The sequence below is a fragment of the bacterium SCSIO 12827 genome (assembly GCA_024397995.1).
Classification (GTDB): Bacteria; Pseudomonadota; Alphaproteobacteria; order Rhodospirillales; family Casp-alpha2; genus UBA1479.
The window spans coordinates 1,202,081-1,228,451 of the sequence record CP073746.1; the positions used below are offsets into that span (position 1 = coordinate 1,202,081).

Genomic DNA, 26,371 nt, shown 5'->3' on the forward strand with positions numbered 1-26,371 from the left:
CGAGTGAGGCACCCGCCGGCGTTTTCTTAACGTCACTTACCGTTCAGATCTAATCGACCAGTCGGTTCCACCAGCCACGGCGGGGATTGGGCGGAGGCGTGTCAGCCCCGACTTCGATCACTATGGTCTTGGCGCTGTCTGCTTCCGGCTCGGCCGGTTCGGGTTCGGCCGCCGTCGCCACGGCCGGAGCAGCGGCGGGTTCAGGCTGAGGAGCGGGCTCCGGGGCCGGTTCCGGCGCAGCCTCGGGCTGGTCCGCGACGGGGGCGTCCGCCGTTTCCGCGGCCTGCGTCTCGGCAGGCGTGTCCTCGGCGGCTTTCTTGGTCGTCCGCCGTCGGCGCGGCTTGGCGGGCTTGTCCTCGCCGTTGCCGTCCTCGGCCGCTTTCGGGGCGCGCCGTGTACGGGTCCGCTTCGGCTTTTCCACGACCTCGTCCACGACCTCGGGGGGTGTTTCGCCTGCCTCTGCGTCGGCAGCTTCCGCCACCGGCGCGTCGCCGGATTCTGCCACCGACGCGTCGCCAGCTTCTGCATTTACTGCAGGGGCATCGCCATCACCATCGGCATCGGCAGCCACACCATCGGATGCAGGGGTGTCGGGTGTGGGAGTATCGGAGGCCGCATCATCGGCCTGGGGCTCGCCACCGGCGCCCGCTGCGACCTCGGTCTGGCCATCTTCCGAACGGTTTTCCTCCGGCCTCCGCCGCCGGCGTCCGCCGCGGCGTCCGCGTCGGCGTCGCTTGGGCGCGCCGTCTTCCGATTGTTCGCCTGCGCCTTCCCGCGTCTCGCGCGGCTCGCCGTCGCTGTCGGTTTCCTCGCCGGCTTCGGTGGGCTCGTTGGCGTCACCGTCCGTCCGCGTCTCCTGCGTGTCGTGGGCATCGCCCTCGCCACCACGCTTGCGCCGCCGTGAGCGCCGCCGGCGCCGCCGACCGCCTTCTTCCTCGGACTTTTCGCCGTCGCCGTCGCCATCGGCGGTTGTCGTTGTCGCTGCTGCCGGGGTTGCCGCGGCGGGGGCTTTCGTCACTGTTTCCACGGCACCGTCGGACTTGATGCGCTCAAGCCGGTGGTCGGGCGGGATCAGGGTATCGTCGGCTTCGATGCGGATGGTCAGGTCGAACCGCTGCTCCATGTCGGTGATGGCATGGCGCTTGTTGTTGAACAGATAAAGCGCCACCGCCGTCGGCGTGATCAGGGTCAGCTGCGATGAGCGGCCCTTCTGACCTTCCTCACCCAACACGCGAAGCATTTGCAGCGCGGTCGATTCCGTCGACCGGCGGATGCCCGAACCGCCGCAGTGGGCACAGGGCTCGAAGCTGGTTTCATGAAGGGCCGGTCGCAGGCGCTGGCGCGACAGCTCCAACAGGCCGAAGGGGCTGATGCGGCCGATCTGGATGCGAGCGCGGTCGTTGCGCATGGCGTCCTTCAGGCAGCGTTCGACCTTGGCCTGGTTGCGGCTGACCTCCATGTCGATGAAGTCGATGACGATCAGGCCGGCAAGGTCGCGCAGGCGCAATTGCCGGGCGATTTCCTCGGCCGCTTCCATGTTGGTCTTGAGCGCCGTTTCCTCGATGTTGCGCTCTTTCGTCGCGCGGCCCGAGTTTACGTCGATGGAGACCAGGGCTTCCGTCGGGTTGATGACGATGTAGCCGCCCGAGCGAAGCTGAACTTCGGGCTCGTGCATGGCGTCCATCTGGCTTTCGACCTGGAACTGCTGGAACAGCGGGATCGCGCCTTCTTCGTGAGGCTGGACCTTTTTCGCATGGCTGGGAATCAGCAGCTTCATAAAGTCTTTGGCCGCGCGGTAGGCCTCGTTGCCCTGGACGATGATTTCGTCGATGTCCTTGGTATAGAGGTCGCGGATCGCGCGTTTGACGATGTCGCTTTCCTCATGCACCAGGGCCGGGGCGATGGATTTCAGGGTCTTTTCCCGAACCTCGCCCCACAGGCGCAGCAGATAATCGTAATCACGGCGGATTTCCGCCTTGGTCCGCTTCGATCCCGCCGTGCGCACGATTACCGCCATACCCTGGGGGATATCCAGTTCGCCGAGAATCTGCTTGAGCTTCTTACGGTCGCCCGATTGCGCGATCTTGCGCGAAATGCCGCCGCCGCGTGCCGTGTTCGGCATCAGCACGCAATAACGTCCGGCCAGCGACAGATAGGTGGTCAGCGCCGCGCCCTTGTTGCCGCGCTCTTCCTTGACGACCTGGATCAGCAGGATCTGGCGCCGCTTGACGACTTCTTGAATTTTGTACTGGCGGCGCAGGTTGACCGGCCGGCGAACGGGGATTTCCTCGTCCTCCCCACCGAGAACCTCGACGCCTTCGCCGTCGTCCTCGTCGCCGTCCTCGTGCGCCTTGGCTTCCTGTTCCTGATGCTCGGCGACCAAGGCTTCCCGGTCGGCGATCGGAATTTGGTAGTAATCGGGATGGATTTCGCTGAAGGCCAAGAAGCCGTGACGGTTTCCGCCGTAGTCGACGAAACAGGCCTGCAACGAGGGTTCAACCCGCGTTACTTTGGCCAGATAGATGTTTCCCTTAAGCTGCTTCCGTGACTCTGACTCGACGTCAAATTCTTCCAGGCGGCTGCCGTTTGCGATCACGACCCGGGTCTCTTCCGGATGCGACGCATCGATGAGCATTCTCGTGGTTGGCATAAAAAGGTGTTCTCCAGTGCCCGGCGGCGCGCACATTCGCCGGTTCCGGCAGGAAGTCGTTCCGCCGCGGGGCACATTTCTGTGATGTTAAACTGGCCGCGCGCGCAGACATCCGGGCGTTCGCAAGCGAATACGCCAAAACTCTTTCCGGAGACTGCACGGCCGTTGCCAGCATCATTGTTCCTTAGGTGAGGTAAACCTCGTTCGGACACTCGTGGGCTCCGGCGAAAATCGCCTCGACATCGCCATGGACAGAGGGGGAGACCCATGCCCAGACGGTTCCGGCTACGACGGAGCCATTCCTCGCCCGTTTCCCCTACGATCGGGGAGAGGCGGGCCGGTGGAATTCTTCGCTTACTAACATAGACAGTGACCGCCTGTTCCACAACGCTGTTTATGCCCGGCGCGACGATAGGAGACTGGGATTGCTCGGGAATTCCGGGCGGCCCCGAAGAATGCCGCAACTGCGATAAAAAAGCGGACGGAATCAAAGGATTATCCTAAAATGCCGGCGGCATGACAGCGAACCGAACCATCGACGTCGCGGCACGGGGGGGCGTGAGCACGCGGCCCCTTTATCGGGCCGTGGGGATTGGCGAGCGAATCCGCCGTTATGCCACGATTTTCAGTGCTTTATGCCTTGGGGCCTTGGCCGCGGGCCAGGTTCGCGCGGCGGACGCCGTGGTCACCGATCTGCAAAGCGGGATCAGCGGGAACGGGGCCCGATTCGCCCTGCATCTGGACCGCCGGGTCGCGTTCCGCCTGTTCACCTTGACCAACCCTTACCGTGTCGTGATCGATCTGCCGGAAGTCGGCTGGCAACTGCCGGCCAAGCCGTTGCCGGGCAAACAGGGCGTGTTCAACGGCTTGCGCTATGGCTTGTTCCGGCCGGGCAATTCAAGAATTGTATTTGAATTTCAACACCCGGTGCAGGTGGCGGACGCTTACGTCACCCCGGGGACGGGCAGCACTGCTTTCGAACTGGTAATCGACGCCCAGCGCACCACCGACGACATCTTTGCGGCGTCCGTCGCCATGCCGCCCCGCGAGATCGCGGGCCTACGCCCGCGTGGGGCGGTCAAGCCGCCGACCGCTGCCGCGTCCAGCCGGCTGGAATCCGTTGCGCGGCGCACCGCCGCCCTGGTCACGCCCGCGAAGGCGGCCCCGGTCCCTGCCGGGGGGCAAGCCCAAGTCGCCAATTACCTGCCCATGCCGCCGCGCCGGCCGGGTGGGCGCCCGTCCGCCCATCGTCCGATGGTGGTCATCGACCCGGGTCATGGTGGCGTCGATCCCGGCGCGCAGAGCCGCCACGGCATTTACGAAAAGCATGTGGTCTTGGCGCTGAGCCGGGAAATCACCCGCCAACTGCGTGCCTCGGGCCGCTACCGGGCGGAACTGACCCGCGACCGCGATGTGTTCATCCGCCTGCGTGACCGGGTCGCCATCGCGCGCAAGAAGGGGGCCGATATCTTCATTTCCGTGCATGCGGATTCCATCCGAAATTCCAAGGTTTCCGGACCCTCGGTCTATACCCTGTCGGAAAAGGCGTCGGATAAGGAAGCGGCCGAACTGGCCGAGCGGGAAAACAAGGCCGACCTGATCGCCGGCATGGACCTGAGCCACGAAAGCGCCGATGTCGCCAACATCCTGATTGATCTGGCGCAGCGTGAATCCATGAACCAGTCGGCGCGCTTCGCGGGATATCTGGTCAGCGAACTGGGCAACAAGACCGAGGTTCTGGCGCGGCCGCACCGCTTTGCCGGGTTCGCCGTGTTGAAGGCGCCCGACCTGCCGTCGGTGCTGCTGGAAACCGGGTTCCTGTCGAACCGCGACGACGAGCGCCGCCTGACCAGCAAGTCCTACCGCCGGCAGTTGGCGTCCGCGATCGTCGCCGCGATCGACCGATATTTCGGCGCCGTCGAGCAAGCCAAGGTTCGTCAGCCGTAGCCGTGGCGCCATAATTTGTTCATAAACCCCTGGAAATGTGCAATGAACCCGCCCGCCGGTCCTGTCCGGGGGCGGTTTCTCGGGCGATTGCCCGGTAAAACGAAAGTGCAGCGTTAGCATGCTCCGCCTGTTGTCCTCGATTGTCGGATTGATCGTCATCGGCGCCGTGGTCGGCGGGGCGGGGCTGCTCTATGTGCTGTACATCTATGGCCAAGATCTGCCTGACTACCGGCAGCTTGCCAATTACGAGCCGCCGGTGATGACACGGGTGCATGCGGGCGACGGGCGTCTGTTGGCCGAATTCGCCCGCCAGAAACGCGTGTTCGTGCCGATCGAGGCGATCCCAAAGCGGGTCATCAAGGCCTTCCTGTCGGCCGAGGACAAGACGTTCTACGAACATCCGGGTATCGACATTCCGGGTGTGATGGCGGCGGCGCTGCGCAATTTGAAGAACATCGGCTCCGACCGCCGGCCCCAGGGGGCGTCGACCATCACCCAGCAGGTCGCCAAGAACTTCCTTTTGACCAACGAGGTCTCGATTGAGCGCAAGATCAAGGAAGCGATCCTGGCGTTCCGCATCGAGCGTGCGTTCTCCAAGGACCGGATCCTCGAACTTTACCTGAACGAGATCTATCTGGGGCAAGGGTCCTACGGGGTCGCGGCGGCGGCGCTCAACTATTTTAACAAGTCCATGGACGAACTGACCGTGGCCGAGGCCGCCTACCTGGCGGCCCTGCCGAAGGCACCCAATAACTATCATCCGATCCGCCATCTTCAGGCGGCGCAAGCGCGCCGTGATTGGGTCGTCAATCGCATGCTCGAAGACGGCCTGATCACCGATGAAGAAGCCAAGCACGCCTGGACTGAGCCGCTGCGCGTCAGCCAGCGCATTGATACGGAATTCGTCGAGGCCGATTATTTCGCCGAGGAAGTGCGCCGCGAACTGCTTGACCAATACGGCGAAGACCAACTTTACAACGGCGGCCTGTCGGTGCGCACCACCCTGGACCCGCGCCTGCAGCGGATCGCCGAGAAAGCGCTGCGCGACGGCCTGGAGAACTTCGACCGCCGGGTCCGCGCCTGGCGCGGGCCGCTGGCCCGGGTGCCCGACGGGGTCAGTTTCGGCGGCGCGCCGGAATGGCGCTCCATCCTGGCGGCCTACAAGGCGCCCAAGGGGCTTGAGCATCATAAGATCGCCATCGTTACCGCCGTCGACGGCGAGGCGGCCCATCTGGGGCTGGCCGACGGCACGGTCGGGCGGATGCCGATGTCCCTGATGTCCTGGGCGCGGCGGCGGATCGACGAGGATACCTGGGCGCCCCGGCCCAAGCGCCCGGCGGATGTCGTGGTGCCGGGCGACATCATCGCCGTCAGCGCCGAGACCGAGGACGAAGACGGCAAGCCCGTGCCGCAAGGCAGCTACGCGCTGCGCCAGTTGCCGGAAGTCCAGGGCGGCATCGTCGCCATGGACCCGCATACGGGCCGCGTGCTGGCCATGGTCGGGGGCTATTCCTTCCAGATCAACCAGTTCAACCGGGTGACGCAGGCCTGGCGGCAGCCCGGCTCGGCGGTCAAGCCGTTCGTCTATCTGGCCGGGTTGGATGCCGGCTACACGCCGTCGACGCGCATCCTCGACGCGCCCTTCGTGGTCGACCAGGGCCCCGGCCTGCCCAAGTGGCGGCCCGGCAACTACACCAACAAATTCTACGGGCCGTCGACCATGCGGCTGGGCATCGAGAAATCGCGCAACCTGATGACCGTGCGCCTGGCCCAGACCATCGGCATGGAGAAAGTGTGCAGCTACGTCGAATCGTTCGGCATCGTCGACCATCTGCCGCGGGCCCTGTCCATGGCCCTGGGCGCCGGGGAGACGACGCTGCTACGCCTGACCACGGCCTACGCCATGCTGGTCAACGGCGGCAAGCGAATCGAGCCGACCCTGATCGACCGCATCCAGGATCGCAAGGGACGCACCGTGTTCCGCCATGACGACCGGCCCTGCCCGCACTGCCGCACGGGGGCCTGGACGGGGGCGGAACGGGTGCCCGACGTGCCCGATATCCGCGAACAGGTCGCCGACCCGGCCAGCGCCTATCAGATGGTGTCCATGCTGGAAGGCGTGGTCAAACGCGGCACGGGGGTGCGTATCGGCCGCGAGGTAAACAAGACCCTGGCCGGCAAGACCGGCACCACAAACAAGAACCGCGATGCCTGGTTCATGGGGTTCTCGCCCGATCTGACGGTCGGCGTGTTCGTCGGCTACGATACCCCGGAAACCCTGGGCCGCCGGGAAACCGGATCGTCCGTGGCCGCGCCCATCTTCGCCCAGTTCATGAAACAGGCGCTTAAGAACACGCCCGCCATCCCGTTCCGAATTCCGCCCGGCATCCGCCTGGTGCGGGTCGACGCGCAGACCGGCCTGCCGGCTTTGATCGGCCAGACCGAGGATGTGATCTGGGAAAGCTTCAAGCCCGGCACCGTGCCGAAGGAGGACACGGAAGTCATTTCTGCCGGCCAGGGCATGTCGGGCGGCGGCGACGCCACCCAGCAACCCTTCGGCGGCACGGGCGGGCTGTACTGATCCTGCCTTTGCACCCATATTGATCCGGCGGCCCGTGTCCGCTACAACCCCCTGCCGACCCAACAACGGAAGCCACAGAGCCCCGCCATGCGCGCCGAAATCACCAGCATCGTTCAGGACATCGAGCAGTCATTGGAACTGCTGAGGAGGCATCTTTGACTACGACGATGCCGTTCTTAAACTCCAGGAACTGAACGCCCAGGCGGAAAACCCCGAACTGTGGAACAACCCGGAAAAAGCCCAGGCCCTGATGCGCGAGCGCAACCGCCTGGAAGCCGGGATCAAGGACATTGACGCGGTCGAGCGTGAACTGACCGACAGTGTCGAGCTGATCGAAATGGGCGAGACCGAGGGCGACGACGCCATCGTCGCCGAAGCCGAAGCGGCGCTGACGGCGCTGAAGGTCCGCGCCGACGCGGCGGAGCTGGAAACGCTCCTGTCAGGCGAGGCCGACGCCAACGACGCCTATCTTGAAGTCCACGCTGGGGCCGGCGGCACCGAGGCCCAGGACTGGGCCGAAATGCTGCTCCGCATGTACGCGCGCTGGGCCGAGTCCCATGGCCACAAGGTCGAATGGCTGGAAGAAAGCCCCGGTGAAGAAGCGGGCATTAAGTCGGCGACCCTGAAGATTTCCGGTCACAACGCCTATGGCTGGCTCAAGACCGAAAGCGGCGTACACCGGCTGGTCCGTATCTCGCCCTACGATTCAAGTGCCCGCCGCCATACCAGTTTTTCCTCGGCCTGGGTCTATCCGGTGGTTGATGACACCATCGAGGTCGTGATCGAGGACAAGGACCTGCGCATTGACACCTACCGGGCGTCGGGTGCGGGCGGCCAGCACGTCAACAAGACCGACAGCGCCATCCGCATTACCCACTTGCCGACCAATATCGTCGTGCAGTGCCAGAACGACCGCTCGCAGCATAAGAACCGCGCCCAGGCCTTCGCCATGCTGAAGGCGCGGCTGTACGAGCATGAACTGCGCAAGCGTGAGGAAGAGGCCCAGGCCCAGGCGGACGCCAAGACCGACATCGGCTGGGGACACCAGATCCGCTCCTACGTCCTGCAGCCCTACCAGATGGTCAAGGACCTGCGCACCAACGTGGAAACGTCCAACACCCAGGCGGTGCTCGACGGCGACCTCGACGAATTCATGGCCGCTGCCCTGGCCCAGCGGGTCAAGGGATCGGACGCGGCGGCGGGCTAGCCCGAGGGCGGGTTACTGGATGATCAGGTCCTTGAACAGGACCGTATGGGCCTTGACCGGGGCGATCGCGAAATTGATGACGTTCAGCAACTCGAAGCGCAGGCGCTCCGAGCCTTCCTTGCCGATCACGTCCTTGTATTCCAGGTCGCGCAGCTGGGTTTTGATGTTGTCCACCACCAGCGCCATTTTCGCCTCGTCCTGAAGGGCGGGTAGGTCGTGTTCATCGACCTGCACGATCAGGTTCAGCTTTATGAAATGATTGCGCCTGCCGATCTTCTTCAGGTCGGTGCGGATTTCCGGCAACTGGTGAATGACCGGCTTGCCGATTTCCAGGGTCACTTCGGTGATGGCGGGCTTGCCGAACACGACTTCGGTCGCGCCCATCATATGGGCCGCCAGGCCGCCGCCGATCAGGAGAAGCAGGATCCCGGCGATGGCCGCGATCTTGAGGGTCTTTTTCTTCTTGGCAGCCGCAAGCTCTTCCTCGGTGGGTTCAGCGTCTTCGTCGTCCTCCCACTCTTCGTCGTCGTCTTCCCACTCCTCGCCGTCCTCGAGTTCGTCGTCGTCCTCGTATTCCTCGCCGTCTTCGAGTTCGTCGTCGTCTTCGATTTCTTCGGTCTTGTCGGCCATCGATATTTCCCCAGAGGACGCCGACCCGATGGTGCAGCGGGCCTGACGCGATTTTATCGCGGGCGGAGACTAGCGCAAAATCAGCGCCGTCAAAACCATCCAATGGTCGAGGGCGCGGCCAATCAACGCGGAGGGATCTAGAGCGCCTTGACCGCCGTCAGCACCTCGTCGGCGTGTTCCTTAACCTTCACCTTGGGCCAGATGTTGCGGATCACGCCCTTTTCGTCGATCAAAAAGGTGGCGCGTTGAATGCCCATGTACTTGCGACCGTACATGTTCTTCTCGACCCACACGCCATAGCTGTCGCAGAGCGTGCCGTCCTCGTCGGACACCAGATGAAAGGGCAGGTCGTACTTGGCCTTGAACTTGTCGTGGCGGGCGACCGAATCCTTGGAGGCGCCGACGATCACGGTCCCTTCCTTTTCGAACTTCTTGATCGCGTCGCGGAAGCCCTGGGCTTCGGTCGTACAGCCCGGCGTGTCGTTCTTGGGATAGAAGTACAGCACCACCTTCTTGCCCTTTAGGTCCTTCAGGGCAAGCATGCCGCCGCCGTCCGCGGGCAGGGTGAAATCGGGGGCCTTGTCGCCGATGGAAAGGGTCATATCCGGGGTCTCCTTATGCGTGGTAGTCTCATTCGGTTGCGTCCTCGGCGGGCGGCAGTTCCCCCGCCGGGCCGTCGATCAGGTCCTGGTATATATCGAACACGGCCTGGGCCGTTTCCATCATCATGCGTTTCAGGCCCGCGAAATCGTCCGCCCCCGCGACGCGCATCAGGTCGTCTGCCAGGGCGCCGGAAATCAGGTTTTCCTTTTCCTTGGTCAGGGTGCCTTCGATGGTTTCGGCCAGCAGGCCGAGGATGCCCATCCAAAGTTCCTGGGCCCGCGTCAGGGTCTGCCAATGGGCGGTGGCGAGCACGCCCGCCGATTTCAGCTTGTCCAGGCTGGCCGCCGTATTGGCGTCGCGGATATCAGGATGGTCGCCGATATGGCGCAGGGTCAGGTACTGCACGATGAAGGCGATATCGACCAGGCCGCCGCGCAGGTTCTTGACGTCCCAGATACAGTCCGACGTCTTTTCCCGGGCGATGCGTTGGCGCATGTCGGCGGCGTCGCGCAGCAGCTTCACCGGGTCGACGGGATCGCCCAGGATGGTGGCGATGGCGTCCTCCACCCGGCCGCGAAGGTCGCCCGTTCCGGCCACGGCGCGGGCGCGGACCAGGGCCATGCGCTCCCACGTCCAGGCCGATTCATCGTGGTACTTACGGAACGCGGTCAGCGAGGTCGCCAGCGGACCCTTGGTGCCCGACGGGCGCAGGCGCATGTCGACCTCGTACAGCGGCCCCTCCACCATCATCGCCGTGACGGCATTGATGGTGCGCTGGGTCAGGCGGCCGAAATACTGCGCCGGGGCAAGGGGCCGGTCGCCGTCCGATTCTTCGGCGTCGTCGTCGGTGTCGTAGACGAAAATCAGGTCCAGGTCCGAGGCCGCAGTCATTTCCCGGCTGCCCAAACGGCCGAGCGCCACAATGGCGATCTCGCCGCCGGAAATGCGGCCGTGGCCGGCGGCGAAGTCGTCGGCGACGCGGGTCAGCACCGCGCCCAACGCCGTTTCGGCGATGTCCGAGAGGGCGCGCGAGGCATCCAACGGATGGATCCGGGCGTCCAGACGCTGCACACCGACCTGAAAGCGCCGGTCGTTGGCCCAACGGCGGCAGGTAATCAGCACATCTTCCAGGTCGCGGCAGGCTTTCAACTGGGCTTCGAGTTCGTCGTGCAGGCCCAAAAGGTCCGGGGGCGGGTCAAAGAAATCGGCGGTCAGCACGCTGTCCAGGATCGACGCATGGTTGCCCATATGCTCCGCCAGCTTGGGCGCCTTGCCGGCGATCTCGACCACCAGGGACAACAGGTGCGGGTTGGAATGGAACATGGAAAACAACTGCACGCCGCCGGGCAGCACCTTGAGGAAGCTGTCGAAGCGCAGGAAGGTCTTGTCCGGTTCCGGCGTCTTGGCGATGGCGCGCAACAGCACGGGCATCAGTTCGGTCAGCAATTCGCGGGACCGGGTCGACCGCATCGCCCGGTAGCGCCCATGGTGCCAGGCCCTTATCTGGGCATCGACACGGGCCGGTTCCTCGAACCCCATCTTACGGATGGTCGCCAGCGTGTCCGGATCGGCCTCGCCGCCCGTGAACACAAGATTGCCGCCGGCACCATCCTGGTCCGCCTCGGCGCTAAGCGCCGGCGCGTCGCCGAACAGGGCCCCGTAATGGGTCTGCACGCGCTCAAGGTGGCCGGTCAGGACCTCGGCGAAGGCGTTACCCGTGGCATAACCCAAGAAGCCCGCGAAGGCGTCGAAGGCCTCCTGTTCGTCCGGCAGGGTATGGGTCTGTTCGTCATTGACCATCTGCAGGCGGTGTTCGACTTGGCGCAGGAAATCATAGGCGGCCTTCATGTCCGCGGCGGCCTCGGGCGTGACCTGTTCCAGGCTGACCAGGCAGTCGATGGCGGCCTTGGTGCCGGACAGGCGCAGTTCCGGAATACGCCCGCCCCAGATCAGCTGTTGGGTCTGGGCGAAGAATTCGATCTCGCGGATGCCGCCGCCGCCCAGCTTGACGTTATGGCCAAGCGCCTTGATCGCGCCGATGCCGCGATGGGCGTTGATCTGGCGTTTGATCGAATGAATGTCCTGGATCGCCGCGAAGTCCAGGTGCTTGCGCCAGATGAACGGGCGCAGCCATTCCAGGAAGCGTGTGCCGGCCTCCAGGTCGCCGGCCACGGCGCGGGCCTTGATCATGGCGGCCCGTTCCCAGTTCTGGCCCAGGCTTTCGTAATAGCTTTCGGCAGCCAGGACCGAAATCGCCAACGGCGTGGCGCTGGGGTCCGGGCGCAGGCGCAGGTCCGTGCGGAACACGTAACCATCGGCCGTGCGCTCGTCCATGATCCGCAGCATTTGGCGGACCAGACGGACCATGGCCGGCTGTAGATCATCGGGCTTGGTCGTGCGGATGACCTCGGGGTCGAACAGCACGATGATGTCGATATCCGAGGAATAATTCAGTTCCCGTGCACCCAGCTTGCCCATGCCGAGAACGACCAGACCCGATCCTTGCGACGGTGATGCGGGATCGGCCAATTCCAGGGCGCCGCGCCGCGCCATTTCCCCGAGACAGAAATCGCAGGCGGCCTTAAGGCAGGCTTCGGCGACATCGCTGAGCCCGCTGGTGACCTGTTCAAGGGACCAATCGCCGCTTATATCCGCCATGGCGATGGTCAATGCCGCGCGTTTCTTGGCGATGCGCAGACGCGTCTTGATGGCGGGTTCGGTCTCGCCCTCGGGGGGGGCGGCAATGTCCGACAGGATGCCGGCCAGGGCCGCGTCGGGGCCGTCGGATAAGATGCGCAGGGTGAACGCCGGATCGCCCGAAGCCAGGCGGCCGAGGAACGGGCTATGGGCAAACACCGCATCCAGCAGAGCCTTTTCCGGGCCGCCGTCGGCGATTTTCACCGCCGCCGATTCGGTGCTTGGATCGGCGCAGCGAGAAACGGCGGAATCCCAATGTTCCCAAGCAACTGCCAGGGATTCGGGGTTTCCCGGGCTTGGCAGATCGGGTTTACTGTTGAAGGCCGAATTTTCAGGCATACTAGTCACTTGTTTCTCAGGCCTTGGGGGCCTGAACACTGCGGTAAGCAAAAACTGGGGTCAAGCGCGCTAACGGAGGCGTGGTGACAGATAACGTCGAACAACACGGCGGTCAGGGTGAGAATCGGACGGGCGGCCATCTGAAGCGGTGGTGCCGGGGGGCCGTGCATCTTGCTGGCGGCCTGCTGGCGGGCGTGGCCATCGTCGCGGGCCTGCTGTCGTGGCAGTTGTCAAAGGGGCCGATTTCCCTCAGTTTCCTCACGCCCTATATCGAACAGGCGCTCAACGAACGCAGCCCCGACATGCAGGTCGAACTGGGCGACACCATCCTGACCTGGGCCGGGTGGGAACGGGCCCTCGATATCCGCGTCCTCGACGTCCTGGTGTACGATAATCTGGGGGCCATCGTCGCCGCGATCCCCGAAGTCTCGTTTTCGCTGTCCAGCCGTGCCCTGATTCGGCGCGGCGCGATCGTGCCGAAAAGTGTCGAGCTGTTCGGCCCGCGTTTGGTCCTGCGGCGCGGCGCCGACGGTACGTTCGAGGTCAATCTTGGCAACGCCCGATCCGACGGCCAAGGTCTGTCTGACGGCACGGGGTTGGGCAGTGGGTTGCTCGACCTTCTGATCGCCAAGGCCGGGGCGGGTCCGGATGCGGGTGCGCAATTGGCCTATCTGTCGCGACTGAACATCATCGGTGCGGAAACGGTGATCGTCGACGAAATCCTGGGCCGCCGATGGACCGCACCGGTCGCCGACATCCGACTGGTCCGCGACGATGCGGGTATCCAGGGCGAGGTCGCCTTGCAGATGGATTTGAACGGCCGCCGCTCCGAGGTTACGGCCAAGGGCAGCTACCTCGTCAACGAGGGACGCGTGGCCGTCAGCGTCGCCTTCGCCGATCTTGACCCGAAGGCGCTTGCCGGATTCCACGAATCCCTCAAGCGTTTCGAAAGCATCCAGCTTCCGCTTAAGGGCACGGTCGCCCTGGGCATGACCGTCAACGGCCCGCCCGAGGACATCGGGTTCCGCTTCACGGGCGGTGAGGGTGAAATCCGCACCCCTGATCCGTATCAGGAAGCGATTGCGGTCAAATCCCTTGTTCTGGCCGGCCGTTATGACGGCCGTGCCCGAACAGCGGAGATCTTCGATTTCACCATTGCCACGAAGGACGGGGCGAGTGTGCGCTCTCCGGGTTCGGCGGCGCACCGCCTGCCGGTCGCCGGTCTGCAGTTTTCCGGCAAATACTGGATGGATGATGACCGGTTGGAAATTTCGCGGCTTGCCGTCGACACGGGCGGTCCCCAGGCCGTGCTGGCCGGAACCGTGGAAGACGCGACGGGTGCGGCCGTGGGCGCCTTCGACGTGGCACTGCGGAATACCCCGCTGAAGGACATCCGGAAGTACTGGGCGCCGGAATGGGCGCCCGATGTCTACAACTGGTGGACGGAAAACATTAAGGACGGCGTTGTCCCGACCCTCAACATGAAGGTCCGTGCCAGCGGCGGGACGGGCGGCTGGGCGCTGACCTCGGTGGTTGGCGACATGGATTTCCGGGACACGGTCCTGTCCTACCTTCCCGGCATGCCGGACATCACGGACCTGGCGGGTAAATCGACCTTCACCCATAAACGCTTTGACGTCTTTGTCAGCCAGGGCAAATCGGGCGGGATGGTGCTCAGCGAGGGGCAGTTGTTCATCACCGGCCTGTCGACCGGCAAGGAACAGGCGGAAATTCAGGCCACGATCGCGGGTCAGCTCGACAAGGCCCTGGCCTTGATTGACCATCCGCCGCTCGCCTATGCGACCAAGATGGAGGTCGACCCCAAGGGCACCAAGGGGGCAGCCAAGGTTCGTCTGCGTATCGGGTTTCCGCTGATCCTTGATCTAAAGCTGGAAGACGTGAACATCGCCGCCGACGCGCGCCTACGTGAGGCCGCGATCCCCCATGCCCTGCACGGTTTCGATCTGGACGCCGCCGACTTGACCATGTCCATCGACAAGCGCGGGATGGAGGTCAAGGGCAACGGCATCGTCGCCGGCATGCCGGCGGATATCTCCTGGCGTGAAAACTTCGGCGATAAGGTCGCCTTCCGCACGATCCTGGACCTGTCCGGGCGTATTCCCGATGTCGAGCGCATCCGCGAATTGGGCCTGAACGTCGGCCTTCTGAACGAGGAATACGTCAGCGGCGCCGTCGGCGCCAACTTGCGCTTCACGGTGCTGAACAATGACGAAACGCGGGTCGAAGTCCGCGCCGACCTGGCCGAAGCACAATTGGCCGTCGACCGGGTGAAGTGGAAGAAGCCCTTTGGGGCGGCCGGCCGGGCGGAAATGAACGTCACCTTCAAGCAGGATAAGGCGCGCGAGATCACCCATTTCGCGCTTTATGCCGAAGACCTGGCCGTCGCCGGGCGGGGGACGTTCGAGGACGACGGAAAGTCCGTTCAGCGCATCGATTTCACCCGCATCAACCATGGCCGCACGGACATGAAGGGGGCGCTGATCCGGCGCGCCGATGGCGCCTGGGATCTGGGGTTCCATGGCGCCGGGCTCGATCTGTCGCCGGTGTGGAAGGACCTGACCGAAAGCGAGGGCGGGGAGGTGTTGGGGGACTTCGTACTCGCCGCCGAGTTCGACAAGGTCTGGATCGACGACAAACGGGCCCTGAGCGACGTATCCGGCACGTTCCAGCGTGAAGGCAATATCTGGCGTACGGTTTATCTGAAATCCATCCTCGACGGCGCCACGGCGTTGAACGTGGAACTCAAGCCGGGCCTGAACGGCGCCAACCGCACGGTTGATATCAGCACCGCCGATGCGGGCGTCGTGCTGCGCACGCTCGGCTTCTACGACAACATGCAGGGCGGCGCCTTGCAATTGACTGGCACCTTTGATGACAGCCACCCCGATCATCCCCTGAAAGGCCGCTTGCTGATCCGCGATTACCGCGTGCTGAAGGCCCCGGCCTTGGCCCATCTGGTCAGCATCATGGCGTTGACCGGCATCCTTGATGCGCTACAGGGTGATGGCCTGGGCTTTGCCGTGCTCGACATTCCCTTCACCATGCGTTCGGGCGTGGTTGAAATCGCCGATGCCCGCGCGGCGGGGACGTCCCTGGGCTTCACGGCCTCGGGCACGGTCTATACCCATGCCGACATTGTCGATCTGGAAGGCACGGTGGTGCCGGCCTATGCCATCAACTCGGCCCTGGGGCGCATTCCGATCCTGGGCAACATCTTCACCGGCGGCGAGAAGGGCAGCGGTTTGTTCGCCGCCAACTTCCGCATGACCGGTCCGCAGGAAGATCCAAAGGTTGACGTCAACCCGTTGTCGGCGCTTGCCCCCGGGTTCCTGCGCCGCCTGTTCGGCGTATTCGGGGATTCACCGGCGGCGCCCAAAGACCTAAACCCCGTACCGACGCCGAAATGAACGCTTTGACCGGCCGGATCATTGCCGCCGGCCCGGGCCGGTTGGCCGTGGCGTTGGCGACCTATGTGACGGTTTTGCTGGTCCTGCGCTTGACGCTGTTTCCGGGAGGCTCCGACGATGACGCGGAAATCCTCTATTACACACAGTCCTGGGCGCTGGCCTATAAGACCGGCCAGCCACCACTCTATGCTTGGCTGATCCGCGCGGCCGAGGCTGTCATGGGCCCGACCATGGGGGCGGTGGTCGGGGTCAAATATGTGCTGCTCGCCGCGTTCTATGTATTTGTGTATCAGGCCGCGCGGCGGCTGTTCGCGGACAATCTGTTCGCCGCCCTGGCGCCGCTGTCGCTGCTCGCTTGTTATTTTATCGGCTGGGAAACGGTCGTCAATTATTCCCACACGGTCCTGCTGCTGGCGGCCATGGCGGCGGCGTTCTGGCTGGTCCTGCGCCTGGAAACGCGATCCGGCTGGACTGATTATTTGTGGGTCGCCTTGGCAATCGCCACGGGTCTGCTCGCGAAATACAATTTCATCCTGTTCCTTGTGCCGCTGCTGGCTGCCGCGTGGCGGCACCCCGGGTTGCGGCCTCGGGTGTTCTGCCTGCGCTTTTTGGCGGCGCTCATCCTGGCGGCGGGGGTCGCGGCATTGCCTCTGGCCCATTTCCTGACCGATGCCGACGCCGTGGCGGGCGCCGCCGGGGCCGGGCGCCTGTTTCCCGTGATCGACGACCGGCTGGCGGCGGCGGGCCGGGGGCTTTGGCAATTCGTCTTGGCGACCCTCGGCCTGGTATCGCCGTTCCTGCTTTTTGCCTTTGGGATGTTTCCCGGCGCCTTGGCGCCGTTGCCCCATCCGTCGGCGCGGCTGATCAATTCGGGACGGTTTCTGGAAGCCTATCTGCTGGTTCTATTGGTGGTTTGCGTCACGGCGATCCTGGTCATGGGGGCGGCGGACGTGCGCAACAACTGGATGGTGGTGTGGTTCCCGCTGCCGCTTTACCTGTTGCTGCGGATCAAGGTGTTCACCGATGACGGCGGGGCAAAGCGCCGCCTGCATTGGTTTACGGCCGCCCTTGTGGTTGTCGCGCTGGCCGTGCCGGCGGGCCTTGTCGGACGGGGGCTTGTGGGGCCGGAAACCTGCCGCAAGTGCAATTTCTTCATTCCTTACGAGGAACTTGCCCGCAGTCTGGTCGTCGCCGGGTTCAGTGCCGGGACCATCGTCGCCGTGGATCGTCCGAACCAGATTGCCGGAAATCTGCGCCGCTATTTTCCCCACGCCCGCGTAATCAGCACCCGGTGGCGCGATTACATGCCCCCCCCGAACGCTGCCGGGCAGGCGGGGGTGGGCGGCAAATGCGCGCTGATCTGGTCCGGTGGGCCGTCCGGCGGTGGGGAGGGGCGGATGCTGATCGAGGAATTGCGGGGTGGCATTCCCGTGCCCAAGCAGACGATCTTCCGCCGCACCTCGCATCCCCTGCCGCGCAATCCGGACAAACGTCTGTCCTGGTCTTTCGTGGTGCTGGAGGGTGAGGGCACCTGCCGTTAGGCAGGGCTTAGCGGCAATCGCCCGTGCCGGGGGTCAGGATCACGCCGAGGGCCGCCGTCTTGCCGCTGGTCAGCATCGGCAATCCCTCCAGCGGTGAAATCACCAGACGCTGCGGCGTGTCCGGGGCGATGCCGGCGTTGAGAAGACTGTTGGCGCCGGCGATGGCGGTGGATCGGTTGTCCCGCGCGGCATCCGCGGACCAGACCACCAGGCATTGACCTGCGGCCTCGGGGGCCAAGGACGGGATGATGTCGGGATGCTTCAGGCTGATGACCCGCGTGCCGGGCAGGGCCGCGCGCAGGTTGCCGGGCAGAGGGTCCGGATGCCAGTAAGCGACGATGGTACCGCCAACGAAACCCAAGCCCTTTATCTTGGCGGCAAGGTCAGCGTAGGGAATGTGGTGCTGGCAGCGCCCACAGGACAGGGGTTCGAACAGATATTTGGCGATCAGGGCCGAGGGCTGAGCCCATAGCACCAGGGTGATCAGGGCGGCGAGCGTCCGTTGGCGGGACACCGGGATGCCCGCGGTCTCGGCCCGTAGAAGTACCCAGAACGGCGCAAACAGCAGCACGAACATGTAATGGGTGCGGATGCGGAAGTCGGGCTGGATCAAGGTGCCGACGGCGGTTACGGCCAGGACCAGGATCATGTAGGTGCCGAGAACACGGACCATGGGGTGGGCGGGTGCTTTGAGCGGGCGGAACGCCATGGGAAAATAGATCAGGGCGATCAGCCAGTACGGCGACAGAAACCCCGCCGCCGCCTTCACGCCGTGACCCAGACCGGTCAGGGAGAATCCGCCATGAGCGGCGGCCGTGTCGCCGGCCTGTGCGGCCAGGACGTCCAGACGGTCGGCCAGCCACAGGTAATGAGGCGCCAGAACCGCCGCCGCCACGGCGAGCGACAGGACCAGCCAGGGCGATAAAATTCGGCGGCGCAGATCGCGGTCCGTCAATGCCGCCGCGAGAAGGCAGACGAGAAATATCCAGAAGGCGTACTTGGCGAGACCGCCCAGGCCGATGGCGACGCCCAAAAGGGCGTAATCCGCCAGGCGGCCATGCGGGGCATCGCGCAGGCGCAGCAGTATCCAGAGTACCGCCGCATAGAGGCAGGCTGTCAGGACCGTATGGCTGAACCCGGTGACGACTTCCCAGGCCACGAAATAGAACAGCACCGGCGCCAGGGCGGCCAGCCCGGCCAGGGCCCGTGTGGCGAACAGACGCAACGCCGCCCGCCACAGAAACAGATACATGGCGTAAAGCAGGCTGAACTTGACGATGTTGACGGCCCACAGGCCAGGGCCCGTGACCTGGGACACGGCCATGACCAGCCAGGTGTAGAGCGGCGGGTTGCGGACCTGATAGCCCCAGGCGAAGAATTGAGAGAAGATCAGCTGTTCGCCGTCGTCACCGCCGGTGCCGGGAAACAGGGTGGCGCGGATCAGCGCCATGGCCAGGATGATCGCGCCGACCACCAGGGGCGGGCCCGGCTGGTCGGTCAGGATCGCTAAGTTGCGGTCGAGCAGGCGGGACAGACGCGATGCGCTTTCCGCCATCGAGCCTGTCAGACCGCCCGTACCAGGGCGTGGCGTTTCTTGCCGGCGCTGAGCTTGAATACCCCGTCCTTGAGGTCACCGGTCCCGGCAGTCGCCGTTTCAGAGGCAATTTTTTCGTCGTTCAGGCGCGCCCCACCGCCTTTGATCAGGCGCCGGGCCTCGCCGTTCGACGCGGCCAGGCCGGCCTCGCGGAGCAATTCGAACAGGGGCACGCCGGCGTCCAGGCGGGCGGCCGGCACGTCGATGGTCGGAAGATCATCGCCAAGCGCCCCTTGCTCAAAGGTCTTGCGTGCCGTTTCCGCCGCCCTTTCGGCGGCGTCGCTGCCGTGGCAAAGGCGCGTGATTTCCGTTGCCAGGATCTTCTTGGCCTCGTTCAACTCGGCCCCTTCAAGGGCTTCCAGGCGGGCGACCTCGTCCAGGGGCATGTCGGTGAACAGGCGCAGGAATTTGCCGACGTCGGCGTCCTCCGTGTTGCGCCAGTACTGCCAGTAATCGTAGGCGCTCAGCATGTCTTCGTTCAGCCACACGGCCCCGGCGGCGGTCTTGCCCATCTTGGCGCCCGACGACGTGGTCAGCAGCGGCGTGGTCAGGCCGAACAGGCCCCGGTTGTCGACCCGGCGCGCCAGTTCGACCCCGTTGATGATATTGCCCCACTGGTCCGACCCGCCCATCTGCAGGGTGCAATCGTGACGGCGCGACAGTTCCAGGAAATCATAGGCCTGGAGGATCATGTAATTGAATTCCAGGAAGGTCAGCGGCTGTTCCCGCTCCAGCCGCAGCTTGACCGAATCAAAGGTCAGCATGCGGTTGATGGAGAAGTGCCGGCCGACGTCGCGCAGAAACCCCAGGTAGTTGAGATGATCCAGCCAGTCGGCGTTGTTGACCATGACCGCGTCGGTCGGCCCGTCACCGAACGTCAGGAACTTGGCGAACACCTGTTTGATGCCGGCCATGTTGGCGGCGATGTCGTCGTCGGTCAGGGCCTTGCGCATTTCGTCCTTGCCGGACGGATCGCCGACCTTGGTCGTGCCGCCGCCCATCAGGACGATGGGTTTATGCCCGGACTTTTGCAGCAGGCGCAGGGTCATGATCGACATCATGTGACCGGCGTGCAGAGACGGCGCCGTGCAGTCGAATCCGATGTAGGCGGTGATCGTTTTCGTGGCCGCCAGGGCGTCCAGGGCGTCCATGTCCGTGCACTGATGGATGAAACCGCGCGCCTGGGCGTCGTTCAGAAATTGGGATTTCAGCTTGGTCATGGCGGCTTTTACCGCGCCCGCGCGGGTTGGGCAATATTCCCGTCGTCACGGCGGCGCATTCTGGCCTTGCCCGGGCGGGAACAGGCCGACACAATCCGGCGCATCTTTTCCGGGGGGAACCCATGCCTGAAGACACCTGCCTTGCCGTCGGCCTGATGAGCGGCACGTCCATGGACGGCATTGATGCGGCGCTGATCGAAACGGACGGCGAGGCCGTCGTTTGGCGCGGCCCGGCCCTGACCCATCCCTATGACGCCGATTTCCGCCGCGACCTGCGCGCCGCCCTTGGGCATGATCCCTTGATCCGGGTGCCGGAAAACGACCTGATCGGCCGCCTGACGGACCGTCACCGCGATGCCGTTCGGGCACTGTTGGCTGCGGCAGGAAAATCGCCCGGCGACATCCGCGTCATCGGCTTCCATGGCCATACGGTGCTGCACCGTCCCGAATTGGGGGTGACGCGGCAGATCGGCGACGCGGGGCGGCTGGCGCGGGAAACGGGGATCGATGTGGCCGGCGACCTGAGGCTGAACGATGTCGCGTCGGGGGGCGAGGGAGCGCCGCTGGCGCCTGTCTATCACCGTGCGCTGGCGCGGGGCCTGGAAAGGCCGCTTGCCGTTCTCAACCTGGGTGGGGTCGGCAACGTGACCTGGATCGGCCCTGACGAGATCGGCAACGGCGGTACGCTTCTGGCTTTCGATACGGGGCCGGGCAACGCGCTGCTGGATGACTGGATGCAGGAAAAGACCGGAGAACCCATGGACCGGGACGGCGCCGTGTCGGCCCAGGGAACGGTCGACCAGAGCGTTCTTAAGCGTTTGATGACCCACGATTATTTCGAAATGCTGCCGCCCAAGTCCTTGGATCGGAACGCGTTCGACCTGGCCCCTGTTCAGGGGCTTTCGACGGATGCCGGGGCGGCGACGCTGGCCGCTTTCACGGTTGCCTCCGTGGCCCGTGCCGCGCAGTTCTTCCCGCAGCCCGCGAAACGCTGGCTGGTCACCGGTGGTGGGCGGCATAACGCGGCCCTGATGCAGGGCCTGCGCCGGGCATTGGGGGCTGAGGTCCAGCCGGTCGAGGACGCGGGATGGAGCGGTGATACGCTGGAAGCCGAGGCCTTCGCCTTCCTGGCCGTGCGCGCACTGAAGGGATTGGCGCTGACCTATCCGGGTACCACGGGGGTTGGCGAGCCGCTGTCAGGCGGCCGCCTGTATCCTGCTCAGGGATAAGGGGCCGGCCTGGGGGCTAGGCCGCTTGCTCCACCAGACGCTTGTCCAGATAGTCCTCGACATGCTTCAGCATGTTGTCCAGATGCTCCGAGAAATAGTGGTCGCACTTGTCGATGGTGCGGTAGTCGATCTCGATGTTCTTCTGTGACGACAGCTTTTCCACCAACTTGTCGACCGAGCCCACGGGCACGACTTCGTCAGACTTGCCGTGAATCAGCAGGCCCGAGGCCGGGCAGGGGGCGAGGAACGAGAAATCGTAGATCGAAGCCGGCGGCGAGGCCGAAATGAAACCGGAGATTTCCGGCCGGCGCATCATCAACTGCATGGAGATCCAGGCACCGAAGGAGAATCCGGCGATCCAGCAGGTCGAGGCATTGGGATTATGCCCCTGCATCCAGTCGAGCGCCGTGGCGGCGTCGCTCAATTCGCCCTGGCCGTTGTCGAATTTGCCCTGGGACCGTCCGACACCGCGGAAATTGAAGCGCAGGGTCGAGAATCCGCGCTTCACAAAGGCCTGATACATGGCATAGACGACCCGGTTGTTCATGGTCCCGCCGTATTCCGGGTGGGGGTGGAGCAACAGGGCGACCGGCGCATTCGGGTCATTGGCGTGGTGATAACGGCCTTCGATGCGGCCTTCAGGCCCGTTGAAAATGACTTCTGGCATGGGTGTTATAGGTCCTTGAAACGGGTTCTTCCGGTTAATATCCGAGTGGAAAGCTATGGCTTAATATGCGTACGGGCTTAATTAAGCCGCCGATTGCCTGGAAATACTTGATAGGATTAGTCGGGCATCTTATATTCCGGGTAACGACGCCTGGGCCACCCAGGGGCGCGCAGACGCGCCTTGCGGAAAGCCCCGATAACATAGTGTGAAGCCCATGATTTTCAAGAGTATTCAAGAAGATATCCGCGCCTTTCAGGAGCGCGACCCGGCGGCCAAGGGGCCGCTTGCCATCTTCTTTACCTATCCGGGCTTCCACGCGGTCGTCTGGCACCGCGTTGCGCACTGGCTGTGGGGCCATAAACTGTTCTTCGTCGCGCGTCTGGTTTCCAATTTCGCGCGCTGGGTCACCCTGATCGAAATCCACCCGGGGGCCCAGATCGGTCGACGTCTGGTCATCGACCATGGCGGCGGTGTGGTGATCGGTGAAACCGCCGTGGTCGGTGACGATGTGACGATCTATCACCAGGTTACCTTGGGCGGTGTGGCTCCTTCCGTGGATGCGGACAGCCAGCGCGGCCAGAAACGCCATCCGACGGTCGCCGACGGCGTCATCATCGGCTGCGGCGCGGCGATCCTGGGGCCGATCACCGTCGGCCGGCAATCGCGGGTCGGCGCCAACGCAGTGGTCACAAAGGATGTGCCGCCGGGCGTCACCGCCGTCGGCAACCCGGCCCAGGTGGTTCTGCCCAAGGACAAAGAGCGGGCGAAGGCGTTCCAGGCCTATGGCACGCCGACCGACGGCCAGGACCCGGTCATGCAGACCATCGAAAACCTGCGTTCACAGTTGAACGTGCTGATGAACCGGGTCGCCGAATTGGAAGACCACGAAAAAGCCGCGGAAGACGACAAAGAAGACAGCGAACCAACCCGGGGCATGCGCCCCAAGGCCGCCGCCGGGGACAAGTAGCGGGGAATATGATCGATGCCGCGCACGGATACGCCGTACATGGTGCGATCTTTGAAGGAGACGGAACGTGAAACTTAGTACAAAAGGCCGATATGCCGTGATGGCCATGGTTGATCTCGCCGCGAATGCATCGGCGAAGCCCGTGGCGCTGGCCGATGTGGCCGACCGGCAGGACATTTCCCTGTCCTACCTGGAACAGCTGTTCGGCAAGCTGCGCAAGGCCGGCCTGGTCAAGAGCGTGCGCGGCCCGGGCGGCGGTTATCTGCTGGCCTACGGCGCCGCCGACACCCGCGTCGCCGACATCATCATGGCCGTGGACGAGCCCATCAAGACCACGCGTTGCACGCCGGGGCAGCCCACGGGCTGCCAGGCCGACCGGGCGCGCTGCCTGACCCACGACCTGTGGGAGGAACTGGGCAACCAGATCTACCTGTACCTGTCGTCCGTATCGCTGGAAGACGTTGTCGAGAAGAAGGTGCTGGGCACCTCCGGCCGCCTGTACCAGCAGGAACAAGACCGCAACAACGCCGCGACCGTCGCGGCGCAATAGAGAGTTCGAGGCAAAACCGAGACCCCGATGACCGTCTATCTTGACCATAACGCGACCACGCCGGTCCGGCCCGAAGCGGCCGAGGCCGTGGCCGCGGCGCTGACCGCGACGGGCAATCCGTCGTCGGTGCACGGCGCCGGCCGCCGGGCGCGCATGCTGGTTGAGGATGCGCGCGAACAGGTCGCGGCGCTGGTCGGTGCCCGGGCCGAGGATGTGATCTTCACCTCGGGCGGAACCGAGGCCAATAACCTGGCCCTGGCCAACGCACCGCAGGGCGGGGCCGAAGGGCCCGTGTTCGCCTCGGCGGTTGAGCATGTGTCGGTTCTGGACGGTGCCGATAACGTCATTCAGGTGCCTGTCGACGCCGATGGCGTGGTCGATCTGGCGGAACTGGGTGTCTGCCTGAAGGATGCGCTGAATCGGGTCGAGGGCGGCCGTGCCCTGGTGTCGGTGATGCTTGCCAATAACGAGACCGGCGTGATCCAGCCCATCGCGCGGATTGCCGAACTGGCGGCGGAATACGACGCCGTGTTCCATTGTGACGCGGTTCAGGCGGCGGGCAAGCTGGCCATCGACTTCCCTACCCTGGGCGCCCATATGATGACTCTATCGGCGCATAAGATCGGGGGGCCGCCGGGCGTCGGCGCCTTGATCGTCGCCCCCGGCCATCAGGCAACCGCGGCAATCCGCGGCGGCGGGCAGGAACGCTCACGCCGGGGCGGTACGGAAAACGTGCCGGGCATCGCCGGTTTCGGCCGTGCGGCCGAGGCGGCCAAGGCCGACGTCGACCGCTTGCAGGGTCTGATCGTTCTGCGCGACCGTATGGAGGCCGAAATCACGGCCGCCGTACCGGACGCCAAGATTTTTGCCAAGGATCGTGACCGCCTTGCGACGACAAGCTGCCTGACCATGCCGGGTGTGTCGTCGGAGACCCAGGTCATGGCCTTCGACCTGGCGGGCATTGCCGTCAGCGCCGGGGCGGCCTGTTCGTCCGGCAAGGTCGCGCCCAGCCATGTGCTGGCGGCGATGGGCGCGGACGAAGACGATTTGAAATCCGCCATCCGGGTCAGCCTGGGATGGACCACGACCGCAGACGACATCGACACATTCACCGCCGCCTGGACGGGCCTTCATGCCCGTATCGGCGGAGGCAGCCTGGCTGCCTGACGCAGTAACTAGACGACGACACCTGGAAGGAATTGACGCAATGAGCGCCATGACAACACAAGAAAAGAACGAACTTCCGCACACGCTGAAGAATCGGAAAGCGCCCATCTATCTGGATTACCAGGCGACCACGCCAACCGATCCGCGGGTGGTGGAAAAGATGCTGCCGTTCTTCTCTGAACAGTTCGGCAATCCGCACTCGCGCAGCCATTTCTTTGGTTGGGAAGCGGAAGACGCGGTCGAGATCGCCCGCGAACAGGTCGCCTCGATCATCGGTGCCAACCCGAAGGAAGTGATCTTCACCTCAGGTGCGACGGAATCCAACAACCTGGCGATCAAGGGCGTTGCGCATTTCTACAAGGAAAAGCGCAATCATATCGTGACCGTGGTGACCGAGCATAAATGCGTGCTCGACAGCTGCCGCCACCTGGAACAGGAAGGCTTCGAGGTCACCTATCTGCCGGTCAAGGAGAACGGTTTGATCGACCTGGACGTGCTGCGCGAGACGGTCACCGACAAGACCTCCATCGTGTCCGTGATGGGGGTTAACAATGAAATCGGCGTGATCCAGCCCTTGAAGGAAATCGGCGCCATCTGCCGCGAGAAAGGGGCCTTCTTCCACACCGACTGCGCCCAGGCGGTGGGCAAGATTCCGCTCAACGTGGAAGACATGAACATCGACCTGATGTCGATCTCGGGCCACAAGATTTATGGCCCCATGGGCATCGGCGCCCTTTACGTGCGCCGCCGCCCGCGGGTCCGCCTGGTGCCGATGATCAATGGCGGTGGCCAGGAACGCGGCATGCGGTCCGGCACTTTGCCGACGCCGCTTTGTGTCGGTCTGGGTGAAGCCTGCGCCATCGCGGAAAAGGAAATGGGGGCGGAGAACGAACGCCTGCGCCGTCTGCGTGACCGCATGTATCAGTCGATCGTCGGCCGCTTGCCGGAAGTCTACCTGAACGGCGACATGGATCAGCGCATCCCGGGCAACCTGAACATCTCCTTCGCCTTCGTCGAGGGAGAGGGCCTGATGATGGGGATCAAGGATCTGGCCGTATCGTCGGGTTCGGCCTGTACCTCGGCCTCGCTGGAGCCCAGCTACGTGCTGCGCGCGCTCGGCGTCGAGGTCGAAATGGCCCATACCTCCCTGCGCATCGGCTTCGGCCGCTTCACGACGGAGGAAGAGGTCGACGAGGCCGTGGAATGCATCATCCGCGAGGTCGAGCGCCTGCGCGAAATGAGCCCGCTTTGGGACATGCACAACGAGGGGATCGACATCTCCTCCATCGAATGGGCGGAACACTGATCCGCCTCCAAACGACCACAATAACCAAATACAATAAGTTCTTAGGAA

The 26,371-nt window shown here is 64.3% G+C and carries 17 protein-coding genes; 10 read left to right on the forward strand and 7 right to left on the reverse strand.

The window, feature by feature from the left end; translation table 11 throughout:
• Positions 1–49 precede the first annotated feature (49 nt).
• Positions 50–2,650, reverse strand: coding sequence for an Rne/Rng family ribonuclease (locus KFF05_05665; protein ID UTW52848.1), 2,601 nt, complete (start codon positions 2,648–2,650; stop codon positions 50–52).
• 516 nt (positions 2,651–3,166) lie between these two features.
• On the opposite strand from KFF05_05665, the gene KFF05_05670 reads away from it, so the two are divergent.
• The 3 genes from KFF05_05670 (at position 3,167) to prfB (ending at position 8,385) form a co-directional block, all read left to right on the forward strand.
• A complete protein-coding gene (locus KFF05_05670) occupies positions 3,167–4,597 on the forward strand; it encodes an N-acetylmuramoyl-L-alanine amidase (protein ID UTW52849.1) in 1,431 nt (476 codons plus the stop codon).
• A gap of 118 nt (positions 4,598–4,715) precedes the next feature.
• Positions 4,716–7,178, forward strand: coding sequence for a penicillin-binding protein 1A (locus tag KFF05_05675; protein UTW52850.1), 2,463 nt, complete (start codon positions 4,716–4,718; stop codon positions 7,176–7,178).
• A gap of 87 nt (positions 7,179–7,265) precedes the next feature.
• Positions 7,266–8,385, forward strand: a protein-coding gene (prfB, locus tag KFF05_05680; protein UTW52851.1) for a peptide chain release factor 2 whose coding sequence is annotated in 2 segments (ribosomal slippage) — positions 7,266–7,334 and positions 7,336–8,385 — 1,119 coding nt in all. Because the reading frame shifts where the segments join, the coding sequence is not laid out codon by codon here.
• 12 nt (positions 8,386–8,397) lie between these two features.
• Here prfB and KFF05_05685 read toward each other — a convergent pair.
• The 3 genes from KFF05_05685 to KFF05_05695 form a co-directional block, all read right to left on the reverse strand.
• Positions 8,398–9,015 carry a flagellar basal body-associated FliL family protein gene (locus KFF05_05685; GenBank protein UTW52852.1) on the reverse strand — a complete coding sequence of 206 codons (618 nt, stop codon included), beginning with the start codon at positions 9,013–9,015 and terminating at the stop codon, positions 8,398–8,400.
• Between the two features lie 137 nt (positions 9,016–9,152).
• Positions 9,153–9,617: a thioredoxin-dependent thiol peroxidase gene (gene bcp / locus KFF05_05690; protein ID UTW52853.1), complete on the reverse strand. Its 465-nt coding sequence runs from the start codon at positions 9,615–9,617 to the stop codon at positions 9,153–9,155.
• Between the two features lie 28 nt (positions 9,618–9,645).
• Complete coding sequence (locus KFF05_05695; protein UTW52854.1) at positions 9,646–12,654, reverse strand: bifunctional [glutamine synthetase] adenylyltransferase/[glutamine synthetase]-adenylyl-L-tyrosine phosphorylase; 3,009 nt, start codon at positions 12,652–12,654, stop codon at positions 9,646–9,648.
• An 83-nt stretch (positions 12,655–12,737) separates the two neighbouring features.
• Here KFF05_05695 and KFF05_05700 point away from each other — a divergent pair, with 83 nt between their 5' ends.
• Both KFF05_05700 and KFF05_05705 read left to right on the forward strand, forming a co-directional pair.
• Complete coding sequence (locus KFF05_05700) at positions 12,738–16,082, forward strand: hypothetical protein (GenBank protein ID UTW52855.1); 3,345 nt, start codon at positions 12,738–12,740, stop codon at positions 16,080–16,082.
• A complete protein-coding gene (locus KFF05_05705; protein ID UTW52856.1) occupies positions 16,079–17,623 on the forward strand; it encodes a glycosyltransferase family 39 protein in 1,545 nt (514 codons plus the stop codon). Before KFF05_05700 ends, KFF05_05705 begins: the two co-directional genes overlap by 4 nt.
• A 7-nt stretch (positions 17,624–17,630) precedes the next feature.
• On the opposite strand, the gene KFF05_05710 is transcribed toward KFF05_05705, so the two are convergent.
• Both KFF05_05710 and KFF05_05715 read right to left on the reverse strand, forming a co-directional pair.
• Positions 17,631–19,178 (reverse strand): glycosyltransferase family 39 protein, encoded by a 1,548-nt coding sequence (locus KFF05_05710; protein ID UTW52857.1) that lies wholly within the window; start codon positions 19,176–19,178, stop codon positions 17,631–17,633.
• 8 nt (positions 19,179–19,186) lie between these two features.
• Positions 19,187–20,437 (reverse strand): tyrosine--tRNA ligase, encoded by a 1,251-nt coding sequence (locus KFF05_05715; GenBank protein ID UTW52858.1) that lies wholly within the window; start codon positions 20,435–20,437, stop codon positions 19,187–19,189.
• Positions 20,438–20,559: 122 nt separating this feature from the next.
• Here KFF05_05715 and KFF05_05720 point away from each other — a divergent pair, with 122 nt between their 5' ends.
• Positions 20,560–21,666 (forward strand): anhydro-N-acetylmuramic acid kinase, encoded by a 1,107-nt coding sequence (locus tag KFF05_05720; GenBank protein UTW52859.1) that lies wholly within the window; start codon positions 20,560–20,562, stop codon positions 21,664–21,666.
• A 16-nt stretch (positions 21,667–21,682) separates the two neighbouring features.
• Here the strand turns inward: KFF05_05720 and KFF05_05725 are convergent, their stop codons facing one another.
• A complete protein-coding gene (locus KFF05_05725) occupies positions 21,683–22,333 on the reverse strand; it encodes an alpha/beta hydrolase (GenBank protein ID UTW52860.1) in 651 nt (216 codons plus the stop codon).
• A gap of 214 nt (positions 22,334–22,547) precedes the next feature.
• Between KFF05_05725 and cysE the strand changes: the two genes are divergently transcribed.
• From cysE to KFF05_05745, 4 genes are all read left to right on the forward strand, one after another.
• The gene (gene cysE, locus KFF05_05730) at positions 22,548–23,300 is read left to right on the forward strand and encodes a serine O-acetyltransferase (GenBank protein UTW52861.1); all 753 of its coding nucleotides are present in this window, start codon (positions 22,548–22,550) and stop codon (positions 23,298–23,300) included.
• Positions 23,301–23,367: 67 nt separating this feature from the next.
• Positions 23,368–23,850 carry an Rrf2 family transcriptional regulator gene (locus KFF05_05735; protein ID UTW52862.1) on the forward strand — a complete coding sequence of 161 codons (483 nt, stop codon included), beginning with the start codon at positions 23,368–23,370 and terminating at the stop codon, positions 23,848–23,850.
• 27 nt (positions 23,851–23,877) lie between these two features.
• Positions 23,878–25,017 (forward strand): cysteine desulfurase, encoded by a 1,140-nt coding sequence (locus KFF05_05740; protein UTW52863.1) that lies wholly within the window; start codon positions 23,878–23,880, stop codon positions 25,015–25,017.
• Between the two features lie 49 nt (positions 25,018–25,066).
• Positions 25,067–26,323 carry an IscS subfamily cysteine desulfurase gene (locus tag KFF05_05745; GenBank protein ID UTW53598.1) on the forward strand — a complete coding sequence of 419 codons (1,257 nt, stop codon included), beginning with the start codon at positions 25,067–25,069 and terminating at the stop codon, positions 26,321–26,323.
• Positions 26,324–26,371 lie beyond the last annotated feature (48 nt).